The organism is Streptomyces chlorus (genome assembly GCF_042655885.1).
Taxonomy (GTDB): Bacteria; Actinomycetota; Actinomycetes; order Streptomycetales; family Streptomycetaceae; genus Streptomyces; species Streptomyces chlorus.
The window spans coordinates 86,886-106,840 of record NZ_JBHSOA010000035.1 but is presented as its reverse complement, the minus strand read 5'-3'; the positions used below and the strand labels follow the sequence as shown (position 1 = coordinate 106,840).

The following is a 19,955-nucleotide window of genomic DNA, read 5'->3' as shown; positions in this document are numbered from 1 at the left end:
CGTGACATGAGGAGAGCGGAGCGGAGGGCGCGCCGTGGTCAGCTGTCGCGCTTCGCGCGCTCCGCGTTCCGCTGCTTGATGCGCTCCGCTTCCTTGCGTACCTCGGCCTGAGTGGCCTGCTCACGCTCCAGCCACTCGGGGCGTTCCTCCCTGAGGGCGTCGATCTGCTCCGTGGTGAGCGGCTCGGTGATTCCGCCGCGGGCGAGACCGGCGATGGAGACGTCCAGCCTCGACGCGACCACGGGGCGGGGGTGCGGGCCGTTGCGCCGCAGTTCCTGCAGCCACGGGGGTGGGTCTGCCTGGAGCGCGTTCAGCTCGGCGCGTGAGACGACACCCTCCCGGAACTCGGCGGGTGTGGCCTCGAGGTACACACCCAGTTTCTTCGCCGCGGTCGCGGGCTTCATCGTCTGGGTGTTTTGGTGCGACGTCATGGTGTCCAGGGTATCGACCGTACGCGCGACTGCCGACCACGATCGACGACCACAGCCCCTTGGCGTGATCAGTCGACCAGGACCGGTGATCGTGATCGGCGGTCCCGGCCCGTGGCCACGGACGGTAACCTGGTCGAGTGACAGGCTCGGATGTATCCCCGTCGTTCCGGCTCGTGTACGCGCCCGGGGTGATGCCCGGCAAGTGGGTGCGCGTCTGGAACGAGCGGCTGCCCGGTGTCCCGCTGACCCTCACCCAGGTGCCCGCCGCTCAGACGGGCGGCCTGCTGCTGGCCGGTGACGCAGACGCGGGCCTCGTCCGGCTGCCCGTCGACCGGACGATGCTCAGCGCGATCCCCCTTTACACCGAACAGACGGTCGTCGTGGTTCCCAAGGACCACCTCGTGACGGCGGTCGACGAGGTGTCCCCGGAGGACCTGGCCGACGAGATCGTGCTGCACCCCCTCGACGACGTCCTCGCCTGGGAGACCCTGCCCGGGAGGTCCGCCCTCGAACGCCCCGCGACCACTGCCGACGCCGTCGAGCTCGTCGCGGCCGGGATCGGCGTGCTCGTCGTACCGCTGTCCCTGGCGCGGCTGCACCACCGCAAGGACCTCACCCACCGGCCGCTCAAGGACGCCCCCGAGTCGAGTGTGGCGCTGGCGTGGCCCGAGGCCTCGACCACCGACCTGGTGGAGGACTTCATCGGGATCGTCCGCGGCCGGACCATCAACAGCACCCGGGGTCGCACCCAGCCCCGGCCTTCCGCGCAGGAGAAGCCCAGGCGCGCCGCCGCCGAGAAGGGCGGTGCCCGGCGGCAGCCGGCGGCGGGCGGGCCGGCCGGCCGCGGACGGCGGAAGGGCACCGGCGGCACACCGAAGAACCCGCGCCGGGGCAAACCCCGCCGCGGGTCCTGACGTCCGTCTCCCGGTGGCCGGGACTTCTACTTCACCGTCTCGGCCGGTGTCGGCGCCGGGGAGACCGTATTGAGGTCCTTCAGGTTCTCGGGGATCTCGAGCACCAGTACCGGGGAGCCCGCCTGCGGGGCCGGCGGCGTCACCTGCTCCTGGGGCATCTTGGGCGGGCTGGTCTGCTGGAAGTTGACCTGCTCGTGATTGACCAGTCCGGTCTTCTCCAACACCGTGATGTGGTCGAGCACGGTGTCGTTGGCCTGGTCCGCAAGCTGCCGCACCAGGGTGTTCCTGGTGTTGGCCCGGACCTTGGCGATCACCGAGAAGATCTGACCGTGCGTCACCCGCATGATGTTCACGGCCGTGGTGTCGAACTCCTTGTCGTTGGTGGACTTGATGGTCTCCACGAACTGCTGCTGCTGGGGCGAGGCCTGGTTGGGCAGGGTGATGCCCAGTTCGAGGGAGATCCTGCGGCAGCTCTCGTCGAGCCGTCCGTGCCCGACGACCAGGTGCTCTCCCGCCTCCTTCATCTCCGGCGTCGTACCCCGCTCCATCGCCAGCAGGCCCAGGGGGTGTTCCCACAGCCCGGCCGCACGCACCTTGACCACGAAGTCACGGTCGGCCTCGGTCAGCTGGCCGTACTGCGTGTTGGCGACGACCCGGTCCTGGGTGCTCGATGTGGTCTGCACGCCCAGCATGGTGGGGTAGGCGAGCGCGGTGAGGGTGAGAACCATGGCTCCGCCCACGAACGCGGTTCCTGCCGTGCTGCGCGAGATGCGCATCGTTCCTCCTGGTGTATCAACAGCCCAACACCAGTGAGTACGGATGGGAGTGGCAGGACAATCACCGTTCCGGAAGAAATCTTCTGCCGGAATGCGGCGGCGTTCCGCCGGTGCTCCGGCGGGGCACCCGACGGCGGCGACCGGTGCGGCCGTACGACATCGGGTGCCCCTTTTCATGAACTCAGGCCGCGTACGAGGCGTTTCGCGCAGTACGCACGACTTTGTCGCCGTCCGTTCCGCTCAGCAGGCGGGCGGATACCCTGTCGGCGACCGTTGCCCGCACCCGCGTGACCAGCGTGCTCCTGCTGCCGAAGGGGGCTTCCGCCCAGATCTCGTCCAGCAGGGTGACACCGTCGCTCCGAGCGGGGTTGGCGACGCCGGAGTCGGAGGTGCCGAAGATCACACGCGGCTCCGAGCGCCGGAAGTAGGCGTGCGTCGGGTCTCGGTCCCCTCGGCGAAGGGCGCGAACTCGACGCCGTTCAGCGTGTGATGCAGCGGCTTCCCGGCGACCGGGGTGAACGAGGGCAGCAGATCGCCGGAGAGACCGGCGTTGCCGTACAGCGCGCACCGCAGGTGCCCGGTCGACGGGTCGCGGACGACCAGGTTGACCGGGCCGAGGAACAGGGTCTGCAGCGTGGGGTCGTGGCGCAACGCCTCCCGCACCTCGGTCAGGGCCCCGATCATGGTCCCGATCCGGTCCGCGAACACCCGCTCGCCGGTGCTGCGGTACGCCTGCGCCAGCATGGTCAGGAAATGGCCCGTGTAATGCCCGCGCAGATTGCCGTTGGCCTCCCCGTCCAGCCCTTCCCAGCCGCCGGGAGCGACCGCGCCACCGGCGGACAGGCCCGCGTTGACGCGGAACACCTGGAGCAGCCGGCGCACGTCGTAGCCCCGGACGTGATCGTGCATCAGCTGCCGCTTGTCGGCGAAGACGCCCGGACCGAGCGTCACGTCCTCCAGCCCGAACGGACGCACCGTCCACGCGGACGGTACGACGGTGGTGAAGGCGGCGGCAGCGCCGGTGGCGGCTGTTGCGGTGCCCGGTGCGCCCGGAGCGGCGGTGGCTCGTCCGGTGGCCGCGGCGGAGACCGCGGTCGCCGTTGCCGCGAGGGCCGAGGTCCGCAAGAGGGTTCGTCTGGAGAGAGGCCGTGCCATGAACGCTCCTCTGATCGAGGCTGGGCATCGAACCCAGAGGTTCGACATTACGAACGTCATGCGAATGATCGACCAGACGATAGGGAGGGGGCGGGAGAGCGTCAACGGGTCGGGAGGGTGTCGACAGGCCGGGGGGCGGATCCGGACGTTCGCCGGTGACATCCGCCCCATGGCGCCAGGGTCCTGGACCGGGGCCGCCGTGCCGCGCGGCCCCGTCGGGCGGGTGCCCGTCAAACCGGCCGGGTGCCGGTCAGGCCGGCCGGGTGCCGGTCAGGCCGGCCGGGCGGAGCGCGTCAGCCACTCGTACGCGGCCCGTGCCGTGAACTCCCGCTGCCCGCCGCGCAACAGCAGCGCGGCGGTGGCGAACTCCGGGGCGTCGGCCTGCGCCGCGACGTACGGAATCGCGATGCAGCGCATGCCCGCGGCGTACGCCGCGGCGGCGCCCGGGGTGGCGTCCTCCAGCACCACGCAGTCGGCGGGGACCGTCCCGAGCCGACGGGCCGCCTCCAGGAAGACGTCGGGAGCGGGCTTGCCGCGCGGCACCTCCTCCGCCGAGACGACCGTACGCAGATGAGCGTCCAGGCCCGTGCCGGCCAGGATCGCCTCGATCGCCTCGGGTGAGGAACCGGAGGCCACGGCCATCGGTACGCCATCGGCGGCCAGCAGCTCGACGAACCTGCGCATCTCGGGGTACACCTGCGTCGAGGCGCGGGCCAGCCGGAGATAGTGGCCGTTCTTGACCTCCAGCAGGTCCTTCACCGAGGCCCGGAGCCCGTACCGCTCCCGCCAGTCGGCGATCGTCTCCCGGGTGCTGATCCCCACGTAGCGCTCGTGCTCCGCCCAGGAGAAGTCCGGCACGCCGTGCTCGGCGAGGGTCAGCCAGCCCGCCTCGTAAGTAGTTCGGCTCGCTGTCCACGAGCGTTCCGTCGAGATCGAAGACGACCGAGAGTGCGTCGAAAGTGCTCATGGGGCCCAGGATGCCAAGCTCCGGACGGCAGAAGGACTCCAGGGGCGGGCAAGGACTCCGGGAGTGAGCAAGGACTCCAGGAACGAGCCGTCCGGCCGATCGACTCCACCAGCGGCAGCAGCCGGTGCGGGACGCGCTCGCGCAGGGCCACCTGGGTGCGGGTGCGGACCACGCCGGACAGGTTGATCAGCTTTTGGACCACGTCCTCGAGATGCGCGTTGTCACGCGCCACGGCCCGGGTCAGCAGATCTCCGCCACCGGTGATCGAGAACGCCTCAATGATCTCCGACACGGCGGCCAGTTCGTCGCCGACCTCGTCCAGATGCCCCTGCATGACCTCGATGTGCACGAACGCCAGCACCGGATGACCCAGCGCGGCGGCGGAGAGGGCCGGACCCGTCCCGGTGATCACTCCCTCGCGTTCCATCCGGTCGAGGCGTGCCTGGAGAGAGCCGCGCGCGATCCCGAGGACTCGGACGTACTCCCGCACGCTGGTGCGCGGCTGCTCCAGCAGCAGCCGCAGGATGCGGTTGCCCAGCTCGTCCACGGCCATGGTGCCCGGCCTCCTGGCCTGCGGGTTCGCCGCTCGGCTTCTGCGGGTTCGCCGCTCGTCGTGCAGGCCTCGCTGCTCGGTGATCGTTTCCGACTGTACCCATGGCCGACCGACCGACCGAACGACCGGCTGGACTGTTGAGCCACCCGTCGTTGGCCGTTGGCACTCCGTCGGCCACTTGGCCGAAGGCGGCCGAGCTGGAACAGCTGCTCGCCCGGGTGCGGCTCTCGGTCGCCCCGCTCGTGCACCTGCTGAACCCCATGCTCGGCCGCAAGCGGCGCGCCCGCGCGGTGTTGGCGCTGCTCGACGACTGCGCCCGGGAGATCCGGGGCCTCGTCCTTGTCGCCGCCGACCCGGAGGCCTCCCACGACGACCGCCTGGCCGCCGCGTGCCGGCGCGTGGAGAGGGCGGTCGAGGCGCTCATCGACGGCAGGGACGACATCGCCGTGCGGGCGCCCCCGGCGGTGACGGAACCGGCCCTGGCCCATCTCCACGGCCGGGAGCGGGCCCTCGCCGAACTCGCCGCACCCCTGCGGGCACCGTCCGGGGCTCCGCTGGTCGGGGCCTGAGGGCGATGGCCTGCGGGGCCGGGCGGAGCACCCCTCCTGGTCCAGACCTTTAGCGATCGACTGCTAGCGTCACCCCGGCCGGCGGGAAGCGAGAGGGGATCAGGCGTGAGCGTGGGGGACACGGGCATGACGAACGGCAGACGGTTGGCGTTCATAGGATCGTTCACGACGGCGGGCGGTCCGGGCATCGTCACCGCCGCCCTCACTCCCGACGACGGCGCCCTGACCGTGCTGAGCACCGTGAACGGCCTGCCCGACCCCTCCTGCCTGGCGCTCTCTCCCGACGGACGGACGCTCTACGCGGTCAGTGAGACAGCCGAAGGGGCCGTGGCCGCGTTCCGGGTACCCGGCGACGGGGTCGGGGAGGGGAGGGACACACCGGAGCAGGCCGGACCCGCGGTGCCGGTCCACGGGAACGGGCCGACCCACCTCTGCCTTTTCGCCGGACACGTCCTCACCGCCAACTACGGTTCGGGCAGCGTCACCGCCGTCCCCGTCCGCGCCGACGGGAGCCTGGCACGCTCCGCGTCCGGGGTGTTCCCGCCCACCGGCCCGGGCCTTGGCCCGCACCGCCGGCAGCGACCGCATGCCCACCAGGTGCAGCCCGACCCGAGCGGCCGCTGGGCGGTCGGCGTCGACCTCGGCACGGACTCGGTACGGGTGTACACCCTGGCCGACGGGGCTCCCGCGCGGCACCGCGAGGTGGCGCTGCGCCCCGGCTCGGGCCCGCGCCACCTGGTCTTCCACCCGGACGGCACGCGTGCGTACCTCCTCAACGAACTCAGCCCCACCCTGACCGTCTGCCGCTGGGACGCCGTCGAGGGCACGCTGCGGCCGCTCACCGAGATTCCCGTCCTGCCCGGTGCCCCGTCCGGCGACGCCTACCCGTCGGGCGTCGCCGTCTCGCCCGACGGCCGCTTCGTATGGACCGCGACCCGCGGAGAGGACGTCCTGTCGGTGTTCGCGGTCGAGCAGGGCGCGGACCGCCTCGACCGCTCGGCCGGAAGCGACGGGGCGGCCGGGACGGAGGGGGCGGCCGGGCTGCGGCTGATCGCCACCGTCCCCTGCGGCGGCCACTGGCCCCGCGCGCTCATCGAGTCCCACGGCTTCCTGTACGTGGCGAACGAGCGCTCCGGGGACGTGACCTGGTTCGCGGTCGACCCGGACACCGGAATGCCCCGGCGCCGCGGCTCGATCCCGGTGACGGCGGCGTCGTGCGTGGTCGTCGGCTGAGCGGTTCCCCGCGTGTACGGACCCTGAGTGACGGGCCCGCCCGCACGCGCGGCTCGGGGCGCCGCGTCGATCCCGGCCGCACACGCCGAAAGGCCCGCCCCAGTGGTCGGAGCGGGCCTGTTCGGCGCCTGCGTCGTGGAGCGGATGAGCCCGCCCGGGGTCAGTTCGCCGGAGTGCTCTGCGTCTGCTGCGGGCTGATACCCAGCGCGGAGGTGTACTTGGCCAGGGCGAGCTTGCCGATCGCCGGGTAGGGGCCCAGCGCCTCGGCGGCGGAGCAGCCCACCTCCTTCGCGGCCTCCTCGACCAGGCTCGCGTCGACCTCGGGGCCGATCAGGTACGGCGCGAGCGCCAGCTGCTGCGAACCGGAGTCGCGCAGCTGCTCGGCCACCGACGCGATCGAGCCCTCCTCGTCCAGGGCCGCCGCCATCACCGGCACGGCAAGGCGCGCGGCGAGCAGCATGCCGGTGATCCCGGCCGCCTGTACGGCCTCGTCACCGCCCACGGAAGCGAGGATGATGCCGTCCGCGGCGGTCGCCACGGTGAACAGGCGGGCGCGGTCGGCGCGAGCCAGTCCGGCCTCGGACAGCCGTACGTGCAGCGCCTCCGCGAGCAGCGGGTGCGGGCCGAGCACGTCGGTCAGCTCGGCGGCGACACGGCTGTCCATCAAGGCCTGACGGACCTGGCGCAGCAGCGCACTGTCCGGACCGGCGAGCAGCGGCACGACGACGGCGACGGGGCCGTCCGGCTCCTTGGCGTCCAGGCCGGCCGCGCGCGCCTGCTCGAAACGGGCGGTGCGCTCCTCTGCGGCGTGCGCCAGTACCGACTGCAGCGTGGGAAACTCCGCGTCGTCCCCGTCGAGGTAACCGGGCCGGGCGTCCAGGCCCGGCAGCTCGGAACGGGCGATGCTGATGACCTCGTCGGCGAGGGAGCGGGTGGCGCTGCTGGGAGTACCCGGCACGGCGAGGACGAGCGCGGGCGCGCCTTCGGGAGCCACCAGAGGCTCGGGACGGCGGTGCCGTCCGGGCTGGCGGGGGCGCGGCATTCGTACTGGCAGGCCGGACGCGGGCCCAGTGGGGGTGCTCATGGAGCGGAATGTTAGTGGTTTCCTGGACTCCCCTGTTCGGGGAGGGTGCGCCTGCGCGGACTATGTTCATTTTTGTCTGATGTGTTACGTATGGACATCGGGCACGTCGGCGCCCCCCTCACCTGCCGGGCTCGTCACGCACAGCATCTTCTCGTCACCCGGAAGGGTGAACGAATCGGTCGCGAGGTCCGTGGCGATACGTACCGCCCCGTGCAACGGATCTCCTTCCGCCGCCACCCGCCGTGCCCACGGCAGCCGTTTCGCCAGCTCCTCGCCCAGGGGGACGAGGAGGGGGTCGCCCAGATTGAGCAGACCACCGGTGAACGCCACCAGCGGCTCGCCCGCGTCCGGGCCCTCCCCCGACCCCGACCCTCCGGCCGACCTCGGCCCCCCGCCCCATCCCGAGCCCGTCTCCGGGCAGACGGCCGCCGCCGAGTCCGCCATGTGCCGGGCGGCCGCCCGCAGAATGTCCGCGGCGACGGCGTCACCGTCGGCGCACTCGGCCACCCGGGGTGCGAAGGAGGCGAGGACGGCCGCCCGGTCGGTGCGCGGATACAGGCGGCCGGGAAGCGTCGCCGCCGGGCCGAACGTCTCCTCGGCGAGTTCCAGCAGGCGGCCGGAGCCGCCGTCCCGTCCGTCATGGGCGCGCAGCGCCGCCTCCAAGCCGGCCCGCCCGATCCACGCGCCGCCGCCGCAGTCGCCGAGCAGATGCCCCCAGCCGTCCGCCCGGCGCCAGCCGGCCAGATCGGTGCCGACGGCGATCAGACCCGTACCGGCGGCGACCACGGCACCCGGTCGCGGCCCCAGGGCGCCGACGTAGGCGGTGACGGCATCGGCGGCCAGAGCGACGCGGCACACACCCAGTTCCCGGGCCAGTGCTGCCGGCAGCTCGGCACGCAGCGCGTCCCCGAGGCTGGCCAGCCCCGCCGCGCCGACGACCGCCGTGTCCAGCCGCCCGATGCCGGCCTCGGCGGCCAGTCCCCGGGCCATGGGCGCCAGGTGTTCCATCAGATGTCCGGGGTCGATCCCCCGGGAGCCGGTCCGCACCGGCTCCCCGGACGCACCCCGGGCGAGCGGACCGCGTCCGGCGGTACCCACGACGACCCGCAGCCCCGAGCCCCCGGAGTCCACGGCGACGAATCCGGGCCCGGCGACCGTCGCGCCTCTCGCCGCCGCCCCCTGCCGGGTCGGCGGACCGTTCTCGGACGGACGCAACGGGCTCTCCTCTCTTCCCGGGCCTCGACCTCGACGGGGAGGAAGAGTAGCGCCCCAGGACGCCCCCGACGCATGAAACGGACTGCTGGGCCAGGGGTGTCGGTGCGAGCCAGTAGAGTGATCCGCCGTGGCACCACGACCCTTGCATGAACTTGTTGAGCCCGGCTGGGCAAAGGCCCTGGAACCGGTGGCCGGACGCGTCGCGGCCATGGGGGACTTCCTGCGCGCGGAGGTCGCGGCCGGCCGGACGTACCTCCCGGCGGGAGCGAATGTCCTGCGGGCGTTCCAGCAACCCTTCGACGACGTAAGGGTTCTGATCGTCGGTCAGGACCCTTATCCGACACCGGGAATGGCGATCGGGCTGAGCTTCGCGGTGTCGCCGGACGTGCGGTCGCTGCCGGGCAGCCTCGAGAACATCTACCGGGAGCTGAACACCGACCTGGGCCTGCCCAGGCCCGTCAACGGTGATCTGACCCCGTGGACCGAACAGGGTGTCCTGCTGCTCAACCGGGCGCTCACCACCGCCCCGCGCAAGCCCGCCGCGCACCGGGGCAAGGGCTGGGAGGAAGTCACCGAGCAGGCCATCCGCGCCCTGGCTGCGCGGGGCGGGCCGCTGGTGTCGATTCTGTGGGGGAGGGACGCGCGCAACCTGCGCCCGCTGCTGGGGGACTATCCGGCGATCGAGTCGGCGCACCCCTCGCCCATGTCGGCGGACCGCGGCTTCTTCGGCTCGCGCCCGTTCAGCCGGGCCAACGACTACCTGGTCCGGCAGGGCGCCGCCCCCGTGGACTGGCGACTGCCGTCCGCCCAGGAGGCGAACGCGCCGGCCGGGTAGCGCCGTCGGGGCGAGGGCCGTAACGGAAAGGAGGGCGGTCAGGACCGCGGCTCCCAGGGCATAGGTCTTCCAGCTCTTGTGCGCGGTACGCATGACGGTCCCCCGTGTGCGGTCATCCGGTCCGAGTGTTCCGAGTGTTCGGCCGATCACGTTGATGATGCCGAGAGGATGCCGGAGGAGACGCTGAAATCCCGTCCGTGCGGAATCGTGACGGCACGCAGACAGTGAGGTCGTGCTTCCGGTTCGCCGTCGCAGGGCTGCCCCGAGGCTCCTCCAGCCGGCGGGACGGCGGGTGGTTCGCTTCTCGGGGCAGCAGGCGGCTGCACCTCCGGGGCCAGTGGGTCCGATTCTTCGGGCTTCAGTCGATTCGTTTCACGGGAGAGCCGCGGCCCGGACGCACAGCACGTCCGGCAGATGCGCGGCGAGCTGCCGCCAGCTGTCGCCGTCGTCGGCCGACGCGTACACCTCGCCGTTGCGGTTCCCGAAGTACACGCCCGCCGGGTCGGCGCCGTCGTGGCACATCGCGTCGCGCAGCACCGTGCCGTAGTGATCGCCCTGCGGCAGGCCCGCGCCGAGCGGCTCCCAGCTTCGGCCCGCGTCCGTCGTGCGGTAGACGCGGCAGCGCCGGTCGGCCGGTACGCGATCGGAGTCGGCGTTGATCGGGAACACGTACGCCGTGTCACCCCGATGCGGATGGGCCACGACCGCGAAGCCGAACGTCGACGGCAGCCCGGCACCGATGTCGGTCCAGTGCGCGCCCGCGTCGTCGCTGCGGTACACACCCCAGTGGTTCTGCAGATACAGTCGGTCCGGTGTCACCGCGTCCCGGGCCACCTTGTGCACGCACTGGCCGAACTCCGGATTCGGATCCGGCAGGAACACCGCGGAGACCCCGGAGTTGGACGGGGCCCAGCTCGAACAGCCGTCCAGCGTGCGGAACACGCCCGCCGTGGACACGGCGACCGTCACCGCCCGCGGATCCCGCTCGTCGGTCAGCACGGTGTGCAGGCCCTCACCGCCGCCGCCCGGCACCCATCGGGAACGGGTCGGATGCTCCCACAGCGGCCGGACCAGGTCGAAGGTCTCCCCGCGGTCCTCCGAGCGGTAGAGCGCGGCCGGTTCCGTGCCCGCGTACACCACGTCCGGCTCCGCGGCCGCCGGATGGAGCTGCCAGACCCGCTCCAGCGACGCCCCCGTGTCCTTGGGGAACTTGACGGCGGGCCGCGCCGGTTCGGTCCAGGTCCGGCCCAGGTCGTCGGAGTGGAACACGGACGGGCCCCAGTGTGCGCTGTCACCACCGACCAGCAGTCTCGGTGCCGGACCGCGGGTGTCGACGGCGACCGAGTACACCGCCTGCGCGTTGAAGTAAGGGCTTTCGTCGAACTCCCAGTCGTTACCCCGCCGCCGCCCGATGAACAGACCTTTGCGGGTGCCCACGGCGAGCAGTACCTCGGACATGCCGATCACCTCCGCGACGTCTTCGTCGACGTCCTCGTTCCGGACACCGGCCAGTCTGCACCCCACCACTGACAGCCAGCTCTGGATCAGGCGCCGACGCAGGTCGGAGCGGTGCGGCGGAGCGGTGCGGTGAATCGGCCGGGTGAGCGAGGGCCGGCTGCCGGACATGGGACGGCGGCCGTACGCGGCGCCTCGTGGGCACCGCGTACGGCCGCCGCTCTCACCGTGGGGGGCTGCGGCCGGAGGGACTACTGGTAGGTGATGTCGGACGACGCGTACTTGCAGTACGTACCGTCGGCGCCCGACCCGTTGCTGCTGGGCTCGGCACCGCTGTTGTTGCCGATGTACTTCTGGCAGGGGACGATCTTCTTGCTGCTGTCCCCGACGATCTTGATGCTGCGCAGGGTCACGCTGTCGCCGTAGTTGGTGTTGATGCCGGCGATCCGGCTGCCCTTCCAGCTCACCTCGATGGCGTTGAGATTGATCGTGCGCTTGTACTGCGTCGAGCAGTTGCCGCAGGAGCGCACGAAGGTGCCGAAGTTCTTGACCGCGAAGTTCGACACGTTCAGCGTTCCGGCGCCGTTGAACTGGAACACCTTGTCGCTGGCTTCCTTGGCCCCGCCGCCGCTGACGGTGTAGACCGAGGACGACGACTTGCCCTTGAACGTGGCCGCGTCCTCGCCGACGTCCTCCCACCACACGTTCTGCAGCGTGCAGGAGCCCTTGCAGTGGATGCCGTCGGCCGCGGGGGCGCCGAGGATGACGTTCTTCAGGACCGCGCCGTCCGCCAGTTCCAGGATCGGGCCCTGGTCCTCGTCCTGACTGCCCGAGCCGAGGGCGCCGGTGCCGTAGAGGCGCTTCAGCCCGTAGTCCTTGGTGCCGGACACCGAGATGGTGGAGGAGACGCCCTCACTGCCGTTGGCGGTCGGCCAAGTGGCGGCGCTCGCCGAGGACGCTCCGGTGGTCATGATCATGCCAAGCGAGAGGCTGAGGGTGGCCAGCGCTCCGGTCAGTGCACGCCCGTAGGCGCGTGGTCGTGTCGCGGAAGTCATATTCCGGTTCCTTCTGTCGTGATGTGGGGGATGCGGCGATGTCGGGGCGCGGAGGCGTCGCACCGCGCGGTCAGTTCACATCGCTGAACGGAACGTAGACGGTAAGCGCTTTCTGGTCAACGCCTTGGGCGGTCCATCATCAGCTGTCCGTTGTGGCAGCGAGCGCATTCCGCTGAATGCGTGGGAGCGCTTCCATGAAGGCCATGCTCATGTCACCATGCGCCCTACCGCCGTCCGTGCGGCTGTCCTCCTCCGCACAGGAAGGGCCCAGGCATGTCAGACACCCCTCGCATCACCCCGAGGCGCCACCGACCGTCCGGAGCTTCGGTCACCGTGCTCCTTGCCGCGCTGCTGCCGTTGCTCGTCGCCACCGTGCTCATGGCGCCGGCGGCCTCGGCCCGGGAGCCGGCCCCCACCCGTGAGGAGGCGGCCCCCACCGCCATGCTCACCAGGGTCACCGATTTCGGGACCAACCCCAGTGGGCTCGAGATGTACCTGTACGTGCCGGACAGCGTCACCCCGCGTCCGACGGTCGTCGTGGCCGTGCACTACTGCACCGGATCAGGCCCGGCGATGTACACCGGCACCGAGTACGCCTCGCTCGCCGACCGCTACGGGTTCATCGTCGTGTACCCGTCCGTCACCCGCGCCAGCAAGTGCTTCGACGTCTCCTCGCCCCAGGCTCTGCGTCGCGGTGGCGGCAGCGACCCCGTCGGCATCAAGTCCATGGTCGACTGGACCGTCCGCACGTACGGCGCCGACACCGACAGGGTGTTCGCCACCGGGATCTCCTCCGGCGCGATGATGACGAACGTGCTGCTCGGCGACTACCCCGACGTCTTCGCCGCCGGTTCGGCTTTCGCGGGCGTGCCGTTCGGCTGCTTCGCCACGACGGACGGGTCCGAATGGAACAGCGCCTGCTCGGGCGGCACCGTGAACCGCACACCGCAGGCGTGGGGCGACCTGGTCCGGAGCGCGTACCCCGGCTACACCGGTCCCCGCCCGCGCATGCAGCTGTGGCACGGCACCGAGGACGACGTGCTGCGGTACCCCAACTTCGGTGAGGAGATCGAGCAGTGGACGAACGTGCTGGGTGTCGGCGGGGCCCCGGCCGCCACCGACTCGCCCTCGGCCAACTGGACCCGGACGCGCTACGGGGCCACGCACGATCAGGCGCCCGTGGAGGCCGTCAGCCTTCAGGGCGTGGGCCACAACCTCTACGCCTACGGCATGGCGTCCCGGGTGATCACCTTCTTCGGCCTCGACGACGCGGGCCCGGCACCGCAGCCGCAGCCCAGCGGATGCCGGGTCGCCGTCACGGTCAACGCCTGGAACACCGGGCTGACCGCCTCGGTCACTGTCACCAACACCGGTACGTCGACAGTCAACGGCTGGCAGCTCCGCTTCACCCTGCCCGCCGGGCAGACCCTCACCGGTGGGTGGGGAGCCACGTACACTCCGGCATCCGGTGCGGTGACGGCGGCCCATGCCCCGTACAACGGCACGATCGCGCCCGGCGCGAGCGTGAGCATCGGCTACCAGGCGGGCCACAGCGGCAACAGCGCGGCCCCGAACGCCTTCACCCTCAACGGGACGGAGTGTGCGACGGAGTGACTTTCAGGGCGCCAACGGCCCGCGCTGCGCTGACAGGGTGCCGTCCGACAGTCGAGGTGCGTGTTCTTTCGTATGGAAAGTGATCACGTGATTACGTAGCGCGCGTGCTTGAGGAATCTTTTCTCCATCTTTCCGATCGTTCTCCGGCGGACGGGGCGGTGTCCGTGTGGCCCGCCTGGGAGGTGCGGGAGGGCGAGCACGCGACGCGCTGGTTCCATGTGCGGCTCGTCTTCGCCGACGGGGCCGGTGTCGAGGCGCTCGCCCTGGTGTCCGGGCTCTGCGTCTGCGTCGAGGACGTACGGGCCCGGCCCGCGCTGTCGTTGGAGGATCTGGCGCTGTTCGCCGACTGGATCGAGGGGCCGCTCGCCCAGGCCTGCGGTGCCGATGGCGGGGCGGCTGCCGACCACGGGACGGCCGGCACGGAGTCGGCTGCCGGCGGCGAACCGGCCGCCGAGGTCCGGCCGGTGGCGGACGGCGATCCGCCCGCCGAGGGCGGCTCCGCCGTCGGAGCCCCGCCGCCCGGCGCGGGGGAGCGCCGACGCCGTGCGGTCCGGCCGCGGGAGCCCGTGGGGAGACGCCTCGTGGCACGGGAGTACCGCGCGGCCCAGGAGGAGGGCACCGACCCGGTCCTCGCCGTGATGTGCGCGACCGGATACAGTCGGCGCGGAGCACTCAGGGTCATCGGACGGGCGCGTGACGCGGGCCTGCTGACGCCGCGTCACGTCCGGCGGGCGTCAGAGTAGGGAGCGCATCCGTGTGATCTCGCTCGTCTGCTGGGCGACCACGTCGTCGGCCATCTCCTCGATCTGAATGTTGTTGCCCTGCGCCTTCACCTCCGTGGCCATGGTGATCGCCCCCTCGTGATGGGTGATCATCAGCGTGAGGAAGAGCTGGTCGAAGGCCTTCCCCTCGGCCGCGCGCAGGTTCTTGAGCTGGCCCGGGGTCGCCATCCCGGGCATCGTCGAGTGGTCGTGCCCGCCGGCCTTCTTGGACTTGCCGTGCGTCGTCAGCCAGCCCTCCATCATCTTGATCTCCGGCTGCTGGGACGCGGCGATCCGTTCGGCCAGCTTGACTGTCTTTGTCGACTCGGCGCGGTCCGGGACGAGTTCGGTCATCTCCAGGGCCTGGGAGTGGTGCTCGATCATCATGCGGGTGTAGGAGACGTCCGCGGAGTTGGGGGAGTCGTCCTCGACGCGCTGCTCCGCCGCCTCCTCGGCCGACAGGGTCCGGTTCGGCCCTCCGGGCTCGCCCGGCGCGATCACCGAAGGGCCGCTCGCCGAGGCTGACTTGACATCGTCCGTATCGGAGTCGCAGCCCGTGAGCCCGAGTACGGCCAGGGCGATCAGCCCGGTCGCGACGACGGACGCGCGTGACGCACGGCGGTGGAACACGGGACCTCCTGTGGCTGGGGGTATCCCCTCTGGGGGAGGGTGGCACGGCACCTCGTGAGTGCTGACGACTGTCCTAGCACGCTTCCGCGCGGCAGTGATCAAAAAACTTCGTTGCGAGTGTGTTGCCCACTGTTGATATGTGCATGCTCAGGACCATACTGCCGGAGCAGAACCCGTTCCGAGTCGAACGGAACAAGGGAGGAAAACAGTGATCCTGTTGAATGTTCCCCGAACCCGGCGCAGACGGCTGGGAGTTGTCGCAGCGGCCGGCGGGCTGCTCGCCGCGCTCCTGACCGCCGCGCCGGCCGCGGCGACCCCCGACCCGGGGGACGCGCCGCCCGCTTCGAAGGAGATATCGAAGAGCGCGCAGGCCGAGGCGCGCGAGGCCATCGCACAGGGCGAGATACCCGCCCAGGACGAGGTCGTCCACTCCGACAACATCCGCCATGTCGCCCACGTCCCCAAGGACGCGCTGACCGGCACCAATTCGGACCTGGCCTTCCAGGGCCGGTACGCCTTCGCCGGAAACTACGACGGCTTCACCGTCTACGACATCAGCAACCCGAAGTCGCCGAAGACGGTGTCCCAGGTGCTGTGTCCCGGCTCCCAGAACGACATCTCCGTCTCCGGTGATCTGCTGTTCCTCTCCACCGACTCCTCGCGCAGCGACAGCAGTTGCAACAGCACCACGCAGCCGGTGACCGAGAAGTCCTCGTGGGAGGGCATGAAGGTCTTCGACATCAGCGACAAGCGCAACCCGCGCTACGTCGCCGCCGTCGAGACCGCCTGCGGCTCGCACACCCACACGCTGGTGCCCGAGGGCAAGAACGTCTACGTCTACGTCTCCTCGTACTCGCCGAACGCCGCCTACCCCGACTGCCAGCCGCCGCACGACGGCATCTCCGTCATCAAGGTGCCGCGCAAGGCCCCGCACAAGGCGGCCGTGGTCGGATTCCCGGTGCTGTTCCCCGGTGAGGGCCCCGACGGCGGCGGCAACCCGGGCGGCCCCACCAACCCGGGCGTCTCCAAGACCACGGGCTGCCACGACATCACCGTGCTGCCCTCCAAGGACCTGGCCGCCGGTGCCTGCATGGGCGACGGCATCCTGTTCTCCATCAAGAACCCCGAGCGTCCCAAGGTGATCGAACGGGTGCAGGACAACGTCAACTTCGCTTTCTGGCACTCCGCGACCTTCAACCAGAAGGCCAACAAGGTCGTGTTCACCGACGAGCTGGGCGGTGGCGGCGCCGCCACCTGCAACGCGGAGGTCGGACCGGACCGCGGCGCGAACGGCATCTACGACGTCGTCGGCAAGGGCGACAAGAGCAGGCTCGTCTTCCGCAGCTACTACAAGATCCCGCGTCACCAGGCCGACACCGAGAACTGCGTCGCCCACAACGGCTCGCTGATCCCGGTCAAGGGCAAGGACCTCATGGTCCAGGCCTGGTACCAGGGCGGGGTCTCCGTCTGGGACTTCACCGACTCCTCGAAGCCGAAGGAGATCGCCTACTTCGAGCGGGGTCCGCTGAGCACCGACCGGCTCGTCACGGGCGGTTCGTGGTCGGCGTACTACTACAACGGCTACATCTACTCGAACGACATCGCCAAGGGCTTCGACGTTCTGAAGATCGACGACCGGCGCACGGACCCGGCCCGCGGGGTCCATCTGCGTGAGCTCAACGTGCAGACGCAGCCGGACTACTTCGACTGAGCGTCCGGCTCGGGCCGACGGGCGGGCGCCAAAGACTCCGGTGCCGCCCCGGTCGCGAAGAACCGCGACACATCCGTCCGGTCCGGCGCGTCCGTGCCGCCCGTACCTTCCGTGCCGCCCGTACCTTCCAAGCCGGCCGTTCCACTCGAGTGGTTCGATCCGTCGGACCGTTCCGTGTCACCGGAACGGTCCGACGGGCCGGTCGCACCCGTCCCGCCGGGCACCTCGGTGTCCGGCGGGACACCCAGTTCCCGGTCGAGCCGGTACCGCTTGAACAGCTCCTCGCGCAGCACCGCGACGGGCATCGGCGCACCCGGCATCAGGGCCGAGTACACGGCGCCCATCAGCAGGGCGCGCAGCATCGGATAGTCGCTGGCGACCTGCTCCGAGCCGTACCGGGCGACGGTGTCGCTCAGCAGTTCCGCCAGACGCCGCTGCTCGGGGCAGGGCAGGAAACCCTCGGCCTGCAGCAGCCCGGCCATGTGCTGGCGCATCAGCACGGGACGGTCCCGGGCCAGGCCCAGGACCGCGTCGATGGCCCGCGCCATCCGCTCCTGCCCGTCATCGGTTCGCGGTTCGCGCTCCAGCGCCTCCTCGAGCGTCCGGTGCATCAGGCGGTGCACGGCGGACTGCACCAGCTGGCGCTTCCCCGGGAAGTAGTACGACACCAGGCCCCGCGCGGAACCCGCGCGATCGGCGATGTCGCCGAGCGTCGTCGCCTCGTAGCCGCGCTCGCTCACCAGCTCGACGGCGGCCTGGAGAAGCCGCTCCTTCGAACGCCTTCGCAACTCTTCATTGACCGAGGCGCTGCGCGGGGACATGCTGGACTCCTGCGTTGACTGGTTGGCAGCCAACTATACTCAACGCGTTCGGTGGGGCCCCTCGTGGGTCACTCCGGGCTGCCGCCCTCCTTGGGCGACGCGGGGGATCGCCCAAGGAGAGCGGCATAGGGGAGGCGCGGGCCCGCTCGGCCGGGTTGCCGGAGCGGCGGGGACCGGGATCTCTTGTGTCTCTTACGGGTACTGACGCCGGTGGATCCGTACCGCCACGGCCACGACCACGATGCCGAGGAGCCAGCCGCCGAGTACGTCCGTGGGCCAGTGGACGCCGAGCCAGACGCGGGTGAGACCGACGCCGATGACCGAGAGCGTCGCCAGGACAACGGCCCAGCCCCACACGGACCGGCCCACTCCGTGCCGGTGCAGCAGCCAGAGCAGGAGACCGCAGGTGACGGTGGCGGTCATGGCGTGACCCGAAGGAAAGGCCGCGTAGTGGGCCGAGTCCACCGGGTCCGTCCACACGGGGCGGGCGCGGCCCACCGCCGCCTTCAGGACCTGCTGCACCATCGTCGCCACGGCGCACGTCACCACCAGCCACACCGCGGTCCACCGGGCCGCGTACCGGTACCACAGCAGCAGTGCGACCGCCCCGCACAGCAGGCGCATGGTCCATGGGTCCCAGACCCAGTCCGTCAGGACGCGAGCCGTCTGCGTCAGTCCCGGTTCGTCGACCGCCCAGCGGTGGAAGGCCGAGGCGATGTCGCGGTCCAGGCCGATCAGCGGGGACCACTGCGCGACGACCAGGATCAGCAGCACGACCGAGCACACGGCCGGCACACCGAGGAGAACCGCGGACGAGCGGTGCTCCGGTGGACGGGGCGGTGGCTCGAGGCCGACGGGAGGGGTGTGGGAGGAGGGCATACAGCGATCCTCGCCGACCCCTGGGGCTCGAAGCCAGTCCCTCATCTGCCGTCAGCCTTGTGAGCCCGTAGGCCCCGTTTTCTCTCACCCCGGCGCCCTGCGCACCCGAGGCCCCGCTGTGGCCCCGGGGCGGGCCTTAGGGTCTTTCGTTCGGGTCAGGCCGGATCAGGGAGCGGTGCCCGGTGCTGGGGGGGCACCGCCCACGCCTTTCAGGCAGTGGGGAGCATCGCAAGACGGAGGAGGGAGCCAGGGGAGAGCCCTGGGGACCGACGACGACGCGGCGAGGTGCGGTGCCGGGGCCCGCGAGCCCGGCATGATCCACACGAGAGGCCCTAGCCAAGCGCCCGCAGCCCCGGTACGAACGCCACCAGTACCGGGATCACCGGCACCAGCGACGCCATGGCCGTCAGCCGCAGCCGGTGCCACGCCGGTAGCCGGTTCGGGGGAGTCAGTAGCCGGTGCACCCGGGCCGGGACCTGGCCCTGCGGGGACGGGCAGGGGCCGAACACCCCGCGGTGCTCGTTGAGCTCGACCAGCGCCAGGGCAGTGGTCAGTCGGCCGAAGCGGCGGGAGGCCGTGTCGTCGGCGGCGAGTTCGACCAGCCGGTGCATCTCGTCGCGGAACGCGGCGAACACCGGTACCTGCGGAAAGCCGTCGGCGAGCGCCGAGGAGCAGTGCTGCAGCCAGTCGTGCCGGGCCTGCGCGTGTCCCCGCTCATGCGCGAGGACGGCGTCCAGCCGGCGGCCCTTCAGCCGACGCAGCGCGGCCGTGGTGACGACCAGCCGGGGCGGGGTGCCGGGCAGCCACCACGCGTCGGGGTGTGCGCCCTCCAGAACCACCAGCCGGCCGGCGCCGGGCTCCTCGCCGGGCAGCAGCGGCGCCCGCACCAGAAGCTCGGCCCGGCGGGCCCGCCGCCGGGCACGGGCCCGTACGATCTCGCGGACCAGCATCGCCGCGGTCCACAGCCCACCGCACGCCAGGGCGACCGCGGTGGTCGCCGCCAGGGGCCCGGCCGTGCCCAGGGCGTAGGCCTCCACGACGCCGCGCGGTGCCGTCGCGAACACGGGGCGGCCGACCGCGTTCGAGGCGGCCGCCGCGCTGAACGTCATCGACAGGGCACAGCACAGCAGCACCGCCGCGACCACGCACTGCCACACCCACAGCGCCACCACCGGCTCACGGTCCGTCCAGTCGGCCCGCGCCAGCAATCGGGGGCCGGTGACGGCGATCAGGACGCCGAGCAGCAACAGTGCCGCGGGGAGCATCATGCGTTCAGCCTATGAGTGCACACCACTCC

The 19,955-nt window shown here is 71.4% G+C and carries 16 protein-coding genes and 5 pseudogenes; 7 read left to right on the top strand and 14 right to left on the bottom strand.

Translation table 11 applies throughout. The features are described from left to right. Nucleotides 1-38: 38 nt before the first annotated feature. A complete protein-coding gene (locus tag ACFPZI_RS17075) occupies nucleotides 39-431 on the bottom strand; it encodes a DUF5997 family protein (protein WP_381363888.1) in 393 nt (130 codons plus the stop codon). A gap of 137 nt (nucleotides 432-568) precedes the next feature. Here ACFPZI_RS17075 and ACFPZI_RS17070 point away from each other — a divergent pair, with 137 nt between their 5' ends. After that, nucleotides 569-1,345 (top strand): LysR family transcriptional regulator substrate-binding protein, encoded by a 777-nt coding sequence (locus ACFPZI_RS17070; RefSeq protein ID WP_381363886.1) that lies wholly within the window; start codon nucleotides 569-571, stop codon nucleotides 1,343-1,345. Nucleotides 1,346-1,371: 26 nt separating this feature from the next. On the opposite strand, the gene ACFPZI_RS17065 is transcribed toward ACFPZI_RS17070, so the two are convergent. The 5 genes and pseudogenes from ACFPZI_RS17065 to ACFPZI_RS17045 form a co-directional block, all read right to left on the bottom strand. After that, nucleotides 1,372-2,121: a DUF4142 domain-containing protein gene (locus ACFPZI_RS17065; protein WP_381363884.1), complete on the bottom strand. Its 750-nt coding sequence runs from the start codon at nucleotides 2,119-2,121 to the stop codon at nucleotides 1,372-1,374. A gap of 181 nt (nucleotides 2,122-2,302) precedes the next feature. Beyond that, on the bottom strand, nucleotides 2,303-2,524 hold the full coding sequence (locus ACFPZI_RS17060) for a hypothetical protein (protein WP_381363882.1): 222 nt from the start codon (nucleotides 2,522-2,524) through the stop codon (nucleotides 2,303-2,305). Between the two features lie 227 nt (nucleotides 2,525-2,751). Beyond that, nucleotides 2,752-3,276, bottom strand: a pseudogene (locus ACFPZI_RS17055) (beta-L-arabinofuranosidase domain-containing protein); the annotation flags it as partial. Between the two features lie 270 nt (nucleotides 3,277-3,546). Beyond that, a pseudogene (locus ACFPZI_RS17050) lies at nucleotides 3,547-4,243 on the bottom strand (HAD family hydrolase). Between the two features lie 82 nt (nucleotides 4,244-4,325). Further along, nucleotides 4,326-4,796: pseudogene (locus ACFPZI_RS17045) on the bottom strand (Lrp/AsnC family transcriptional regulator); the annotation flags it as partial. Between the two features lie 173 nt (nucleotides 4,797-4,969). On the opposite strand from ACFPZI_RS17045, the pseudogene ACFPZI_RS17040 reads away from it, so the two are divergent. Then, a pseudogene (locus tag ACFPZI_RS17040) lies at nucleotides 4,970-5,365 on the top strand (FUSC family protein); the annotation flags it as partial. A gap of 126 nt (nucleotides 5,366-5,491) precedes the next feature. Further along, complete coding sequence (locus ACFPZI_RS17035) at nucleotides 5,492-6,598, top strand: lactonase family protein (protein ID WP_381363881.1); 1,107 nt, start codon at nucleotides 5,492-5,494, stop codon at nucleotides 6,596-6,598. Nucleotides 6,599-6,758: 160 nt separating this feature from the next. Here ACFPZI_RS17035 and ACFPZI_RS17030 read toward each other — a convergent pair whose 3' ends face one another. Further along, nucleotides 6,759-7,682: a sirohydrochlorin chelatase gene (locus ACFPZI_RS17030; RefSeq protein WP_381363879.1), complete on the bottom strand. Its 924-nt coding sequence runs from the start codon at nucleotides 7,680-7,682 to the stop codon at nucleotides 6,759-6,761. A gap of 84 nt (nucleotides 7,683-7,766) precedes the next feature. After that, nucleotides 7,767-8,813: an N-acetylglucosamine kinase gene (locus ACFPZI_RS17025; protein ID WP_381364103.1), complete on the bottom strand. Its 1,047-nt coding sequence runs from the start codon at nucleotides 8,811-8,813 to the stop codon at nucleotides 7,767-7,769. Between the two features lie 211 nt (nucleotides 8,814-9,024). On the opposite strand from ACFPZI_RS17025, the gene ACFPZI_RS17020 reads away from it, so the two are divergent. Further along, a complete protein-coding gene (locus ACFPZI_RS17020; RefSeq protein ID WP_381220220.1) occupies nucleotides 9,025-9,732 on the top strand; it encodes a uracil-DNA glycosylase in 708 nt (235 codons plus the stop codon). Nucleotides 9,733-10,104: 372 nt separating this feature from the next. Here ACFPZI_RS17020 and ACFPZI_RS17015 read toward each other — a convergent pair whose 3' ends face one another. Together ACFPZI_RS17015 and ACFPZI_RS17010 are read right to left on the bottom strand one after the other, a co-directional pair. Beyond that, nucleotides 10,105-11,259, bottom strand: coding sequence for a WD40/YVTN/BNR-like repeat-containing protein (locus ACFPZI_RS17015; RefSeq protein ID WP_381364102.1), 1,155 nt, complete (start codon nucleotides 11,257-11,259; stop codon nucleotides 10,105-10,107). A 179-nt stretch (nucleotides 11,260-11,438) separates the two neighbouring features. Further along, nucleotides 11,439-12,242, bottom strand: coding sequence for a pectate lyase (locus tag ACFPZI_RS17010; RefSeq protein WP_381363877.1), 804 nt, complete (start codon nucleotides 12,240-12,242; stop codon nucleotides 11,439-11,441). Between the two features lie 273 nt (nucleotides 12,243-12,515). Here ACFPZI_RS17010 and ACFPZI_RS17005 point away from each other — a divergent pair, with 273 nt between their 5' ends. Both ACFPZI_RS17005 and ACFPZI_RS17000 read left to right on the top strand, forming a co-directional pair. Next, nucleotides 12,516-13,856 carry an extracellular catalytic domain type 1 short-chain-length polyhydroxyalkanoate depolymerase gene (locus ACFPZI_RS17005; RefSeq protein WP_381363875.1) on the top strand — a complete coding sequence of 447 codons (1,341 nt, stop codon included), beginning with the start codon at nucleotides 12,516-12,518 and terminating at the stop codon, nucleotides 13,854-13,856. 158 nt (nucleotides 13,857-14,014) lie between these two features. Beyond that, nucleotides 14,015-14,599, top strand: coding sequence for a DUF6214 family protein (locus ACFPZI_RS17000; protein ID WP_381363873.1), 585 nt, complete (start codon nucleotides 14,015-14,017; stop codon nucleotides 14,597-14,599). Here ACFPZI_RS17000 and ACFPZI_RS16995 read toward each other — a convergent pair. Continuing rightward, the gene (locus tag ACFPZI_RS16995) at nucleotides 14,591-15,247 is read right to left on the bottom strand and encodes a DUF305 domain-containing protein (protein ID WP_381363871.1); all 657 of its coding nucleotides are present in this window, start codon (nucleotides 15,245-15,247) and stop codon (nucleotides 14,591-14,593) included. The two genes, ACFPZI_RS17000 and ACFPZI_RS16995, sit on opposite strands and share 9 nt — an antisense overlap. A 208-nt stretch (nucleotides 15,248-15,455) precedes the next feature. Here ACFPZI_RS16995 and ACFPZI_RS16990 point away from each other — a divergent pair, with 208 nt between their 5' ends. Next, nucleotides 15,456-16,958 carry an LVIVD repeat-containing protein gene (locus ACFPZI_RS16990; RefSeq protein WP_381363869.1) on the top strand — a complete coding sequence of 501 codons (1,503 nt, stop codon included), beginning with the start codon at nucleotides 15,456-15,458 and terminating at the stop codon, nucleotides 16,956-16,958. A gap of 206 nt (nucleotides 16,959-17,164) precedes the next feature. Here the strand turns inward: ACFPZI_RS16990 and ACFPZI_RS16985 are convergent. The 3 genes and pseudogenes from ACFPZI_RS16985 to ACFPZI_RS16975 form a co-directional block, all read right to left on the bottom strand. After that, nucleotides 17,165-17,779: pseudogene (locus tag ACFPZI_RS16985) on the bottom strand (TetR/AcrR family transcriptional regulator); the annotation flags it as partial. Nucleotides 17,780-17,971: 192 nt separating this feature from the next. Beyond that, nucleotides 17,972-18,658 (bottom strand): phosphatase PAP2 family protein, encoded by a 687-nt coding sequence (locus ACFPZI_RS16980; RefSeq protein WP_381363867.1) that lies wholly within the window; start codon nucleotides 18,656-18,658, stop codon nucleotides 17,972-17,974. Between the two features lie 332 nt (nucleotides 18,659-18,990). Next, nucleotides 18,991-19,926, bottom strand: a complete 936-nt coding sequence (locus tag ACFPZI_RS16975) for a M56 family metallopeptidase (protein ID WP_381363866.1) — start codon at nucleotides 19,924-19,926, stop codon at nucleotides 18,991-18,993. Nucleotides 19,927-19,955: the final 29 nt, after the last annotated feature.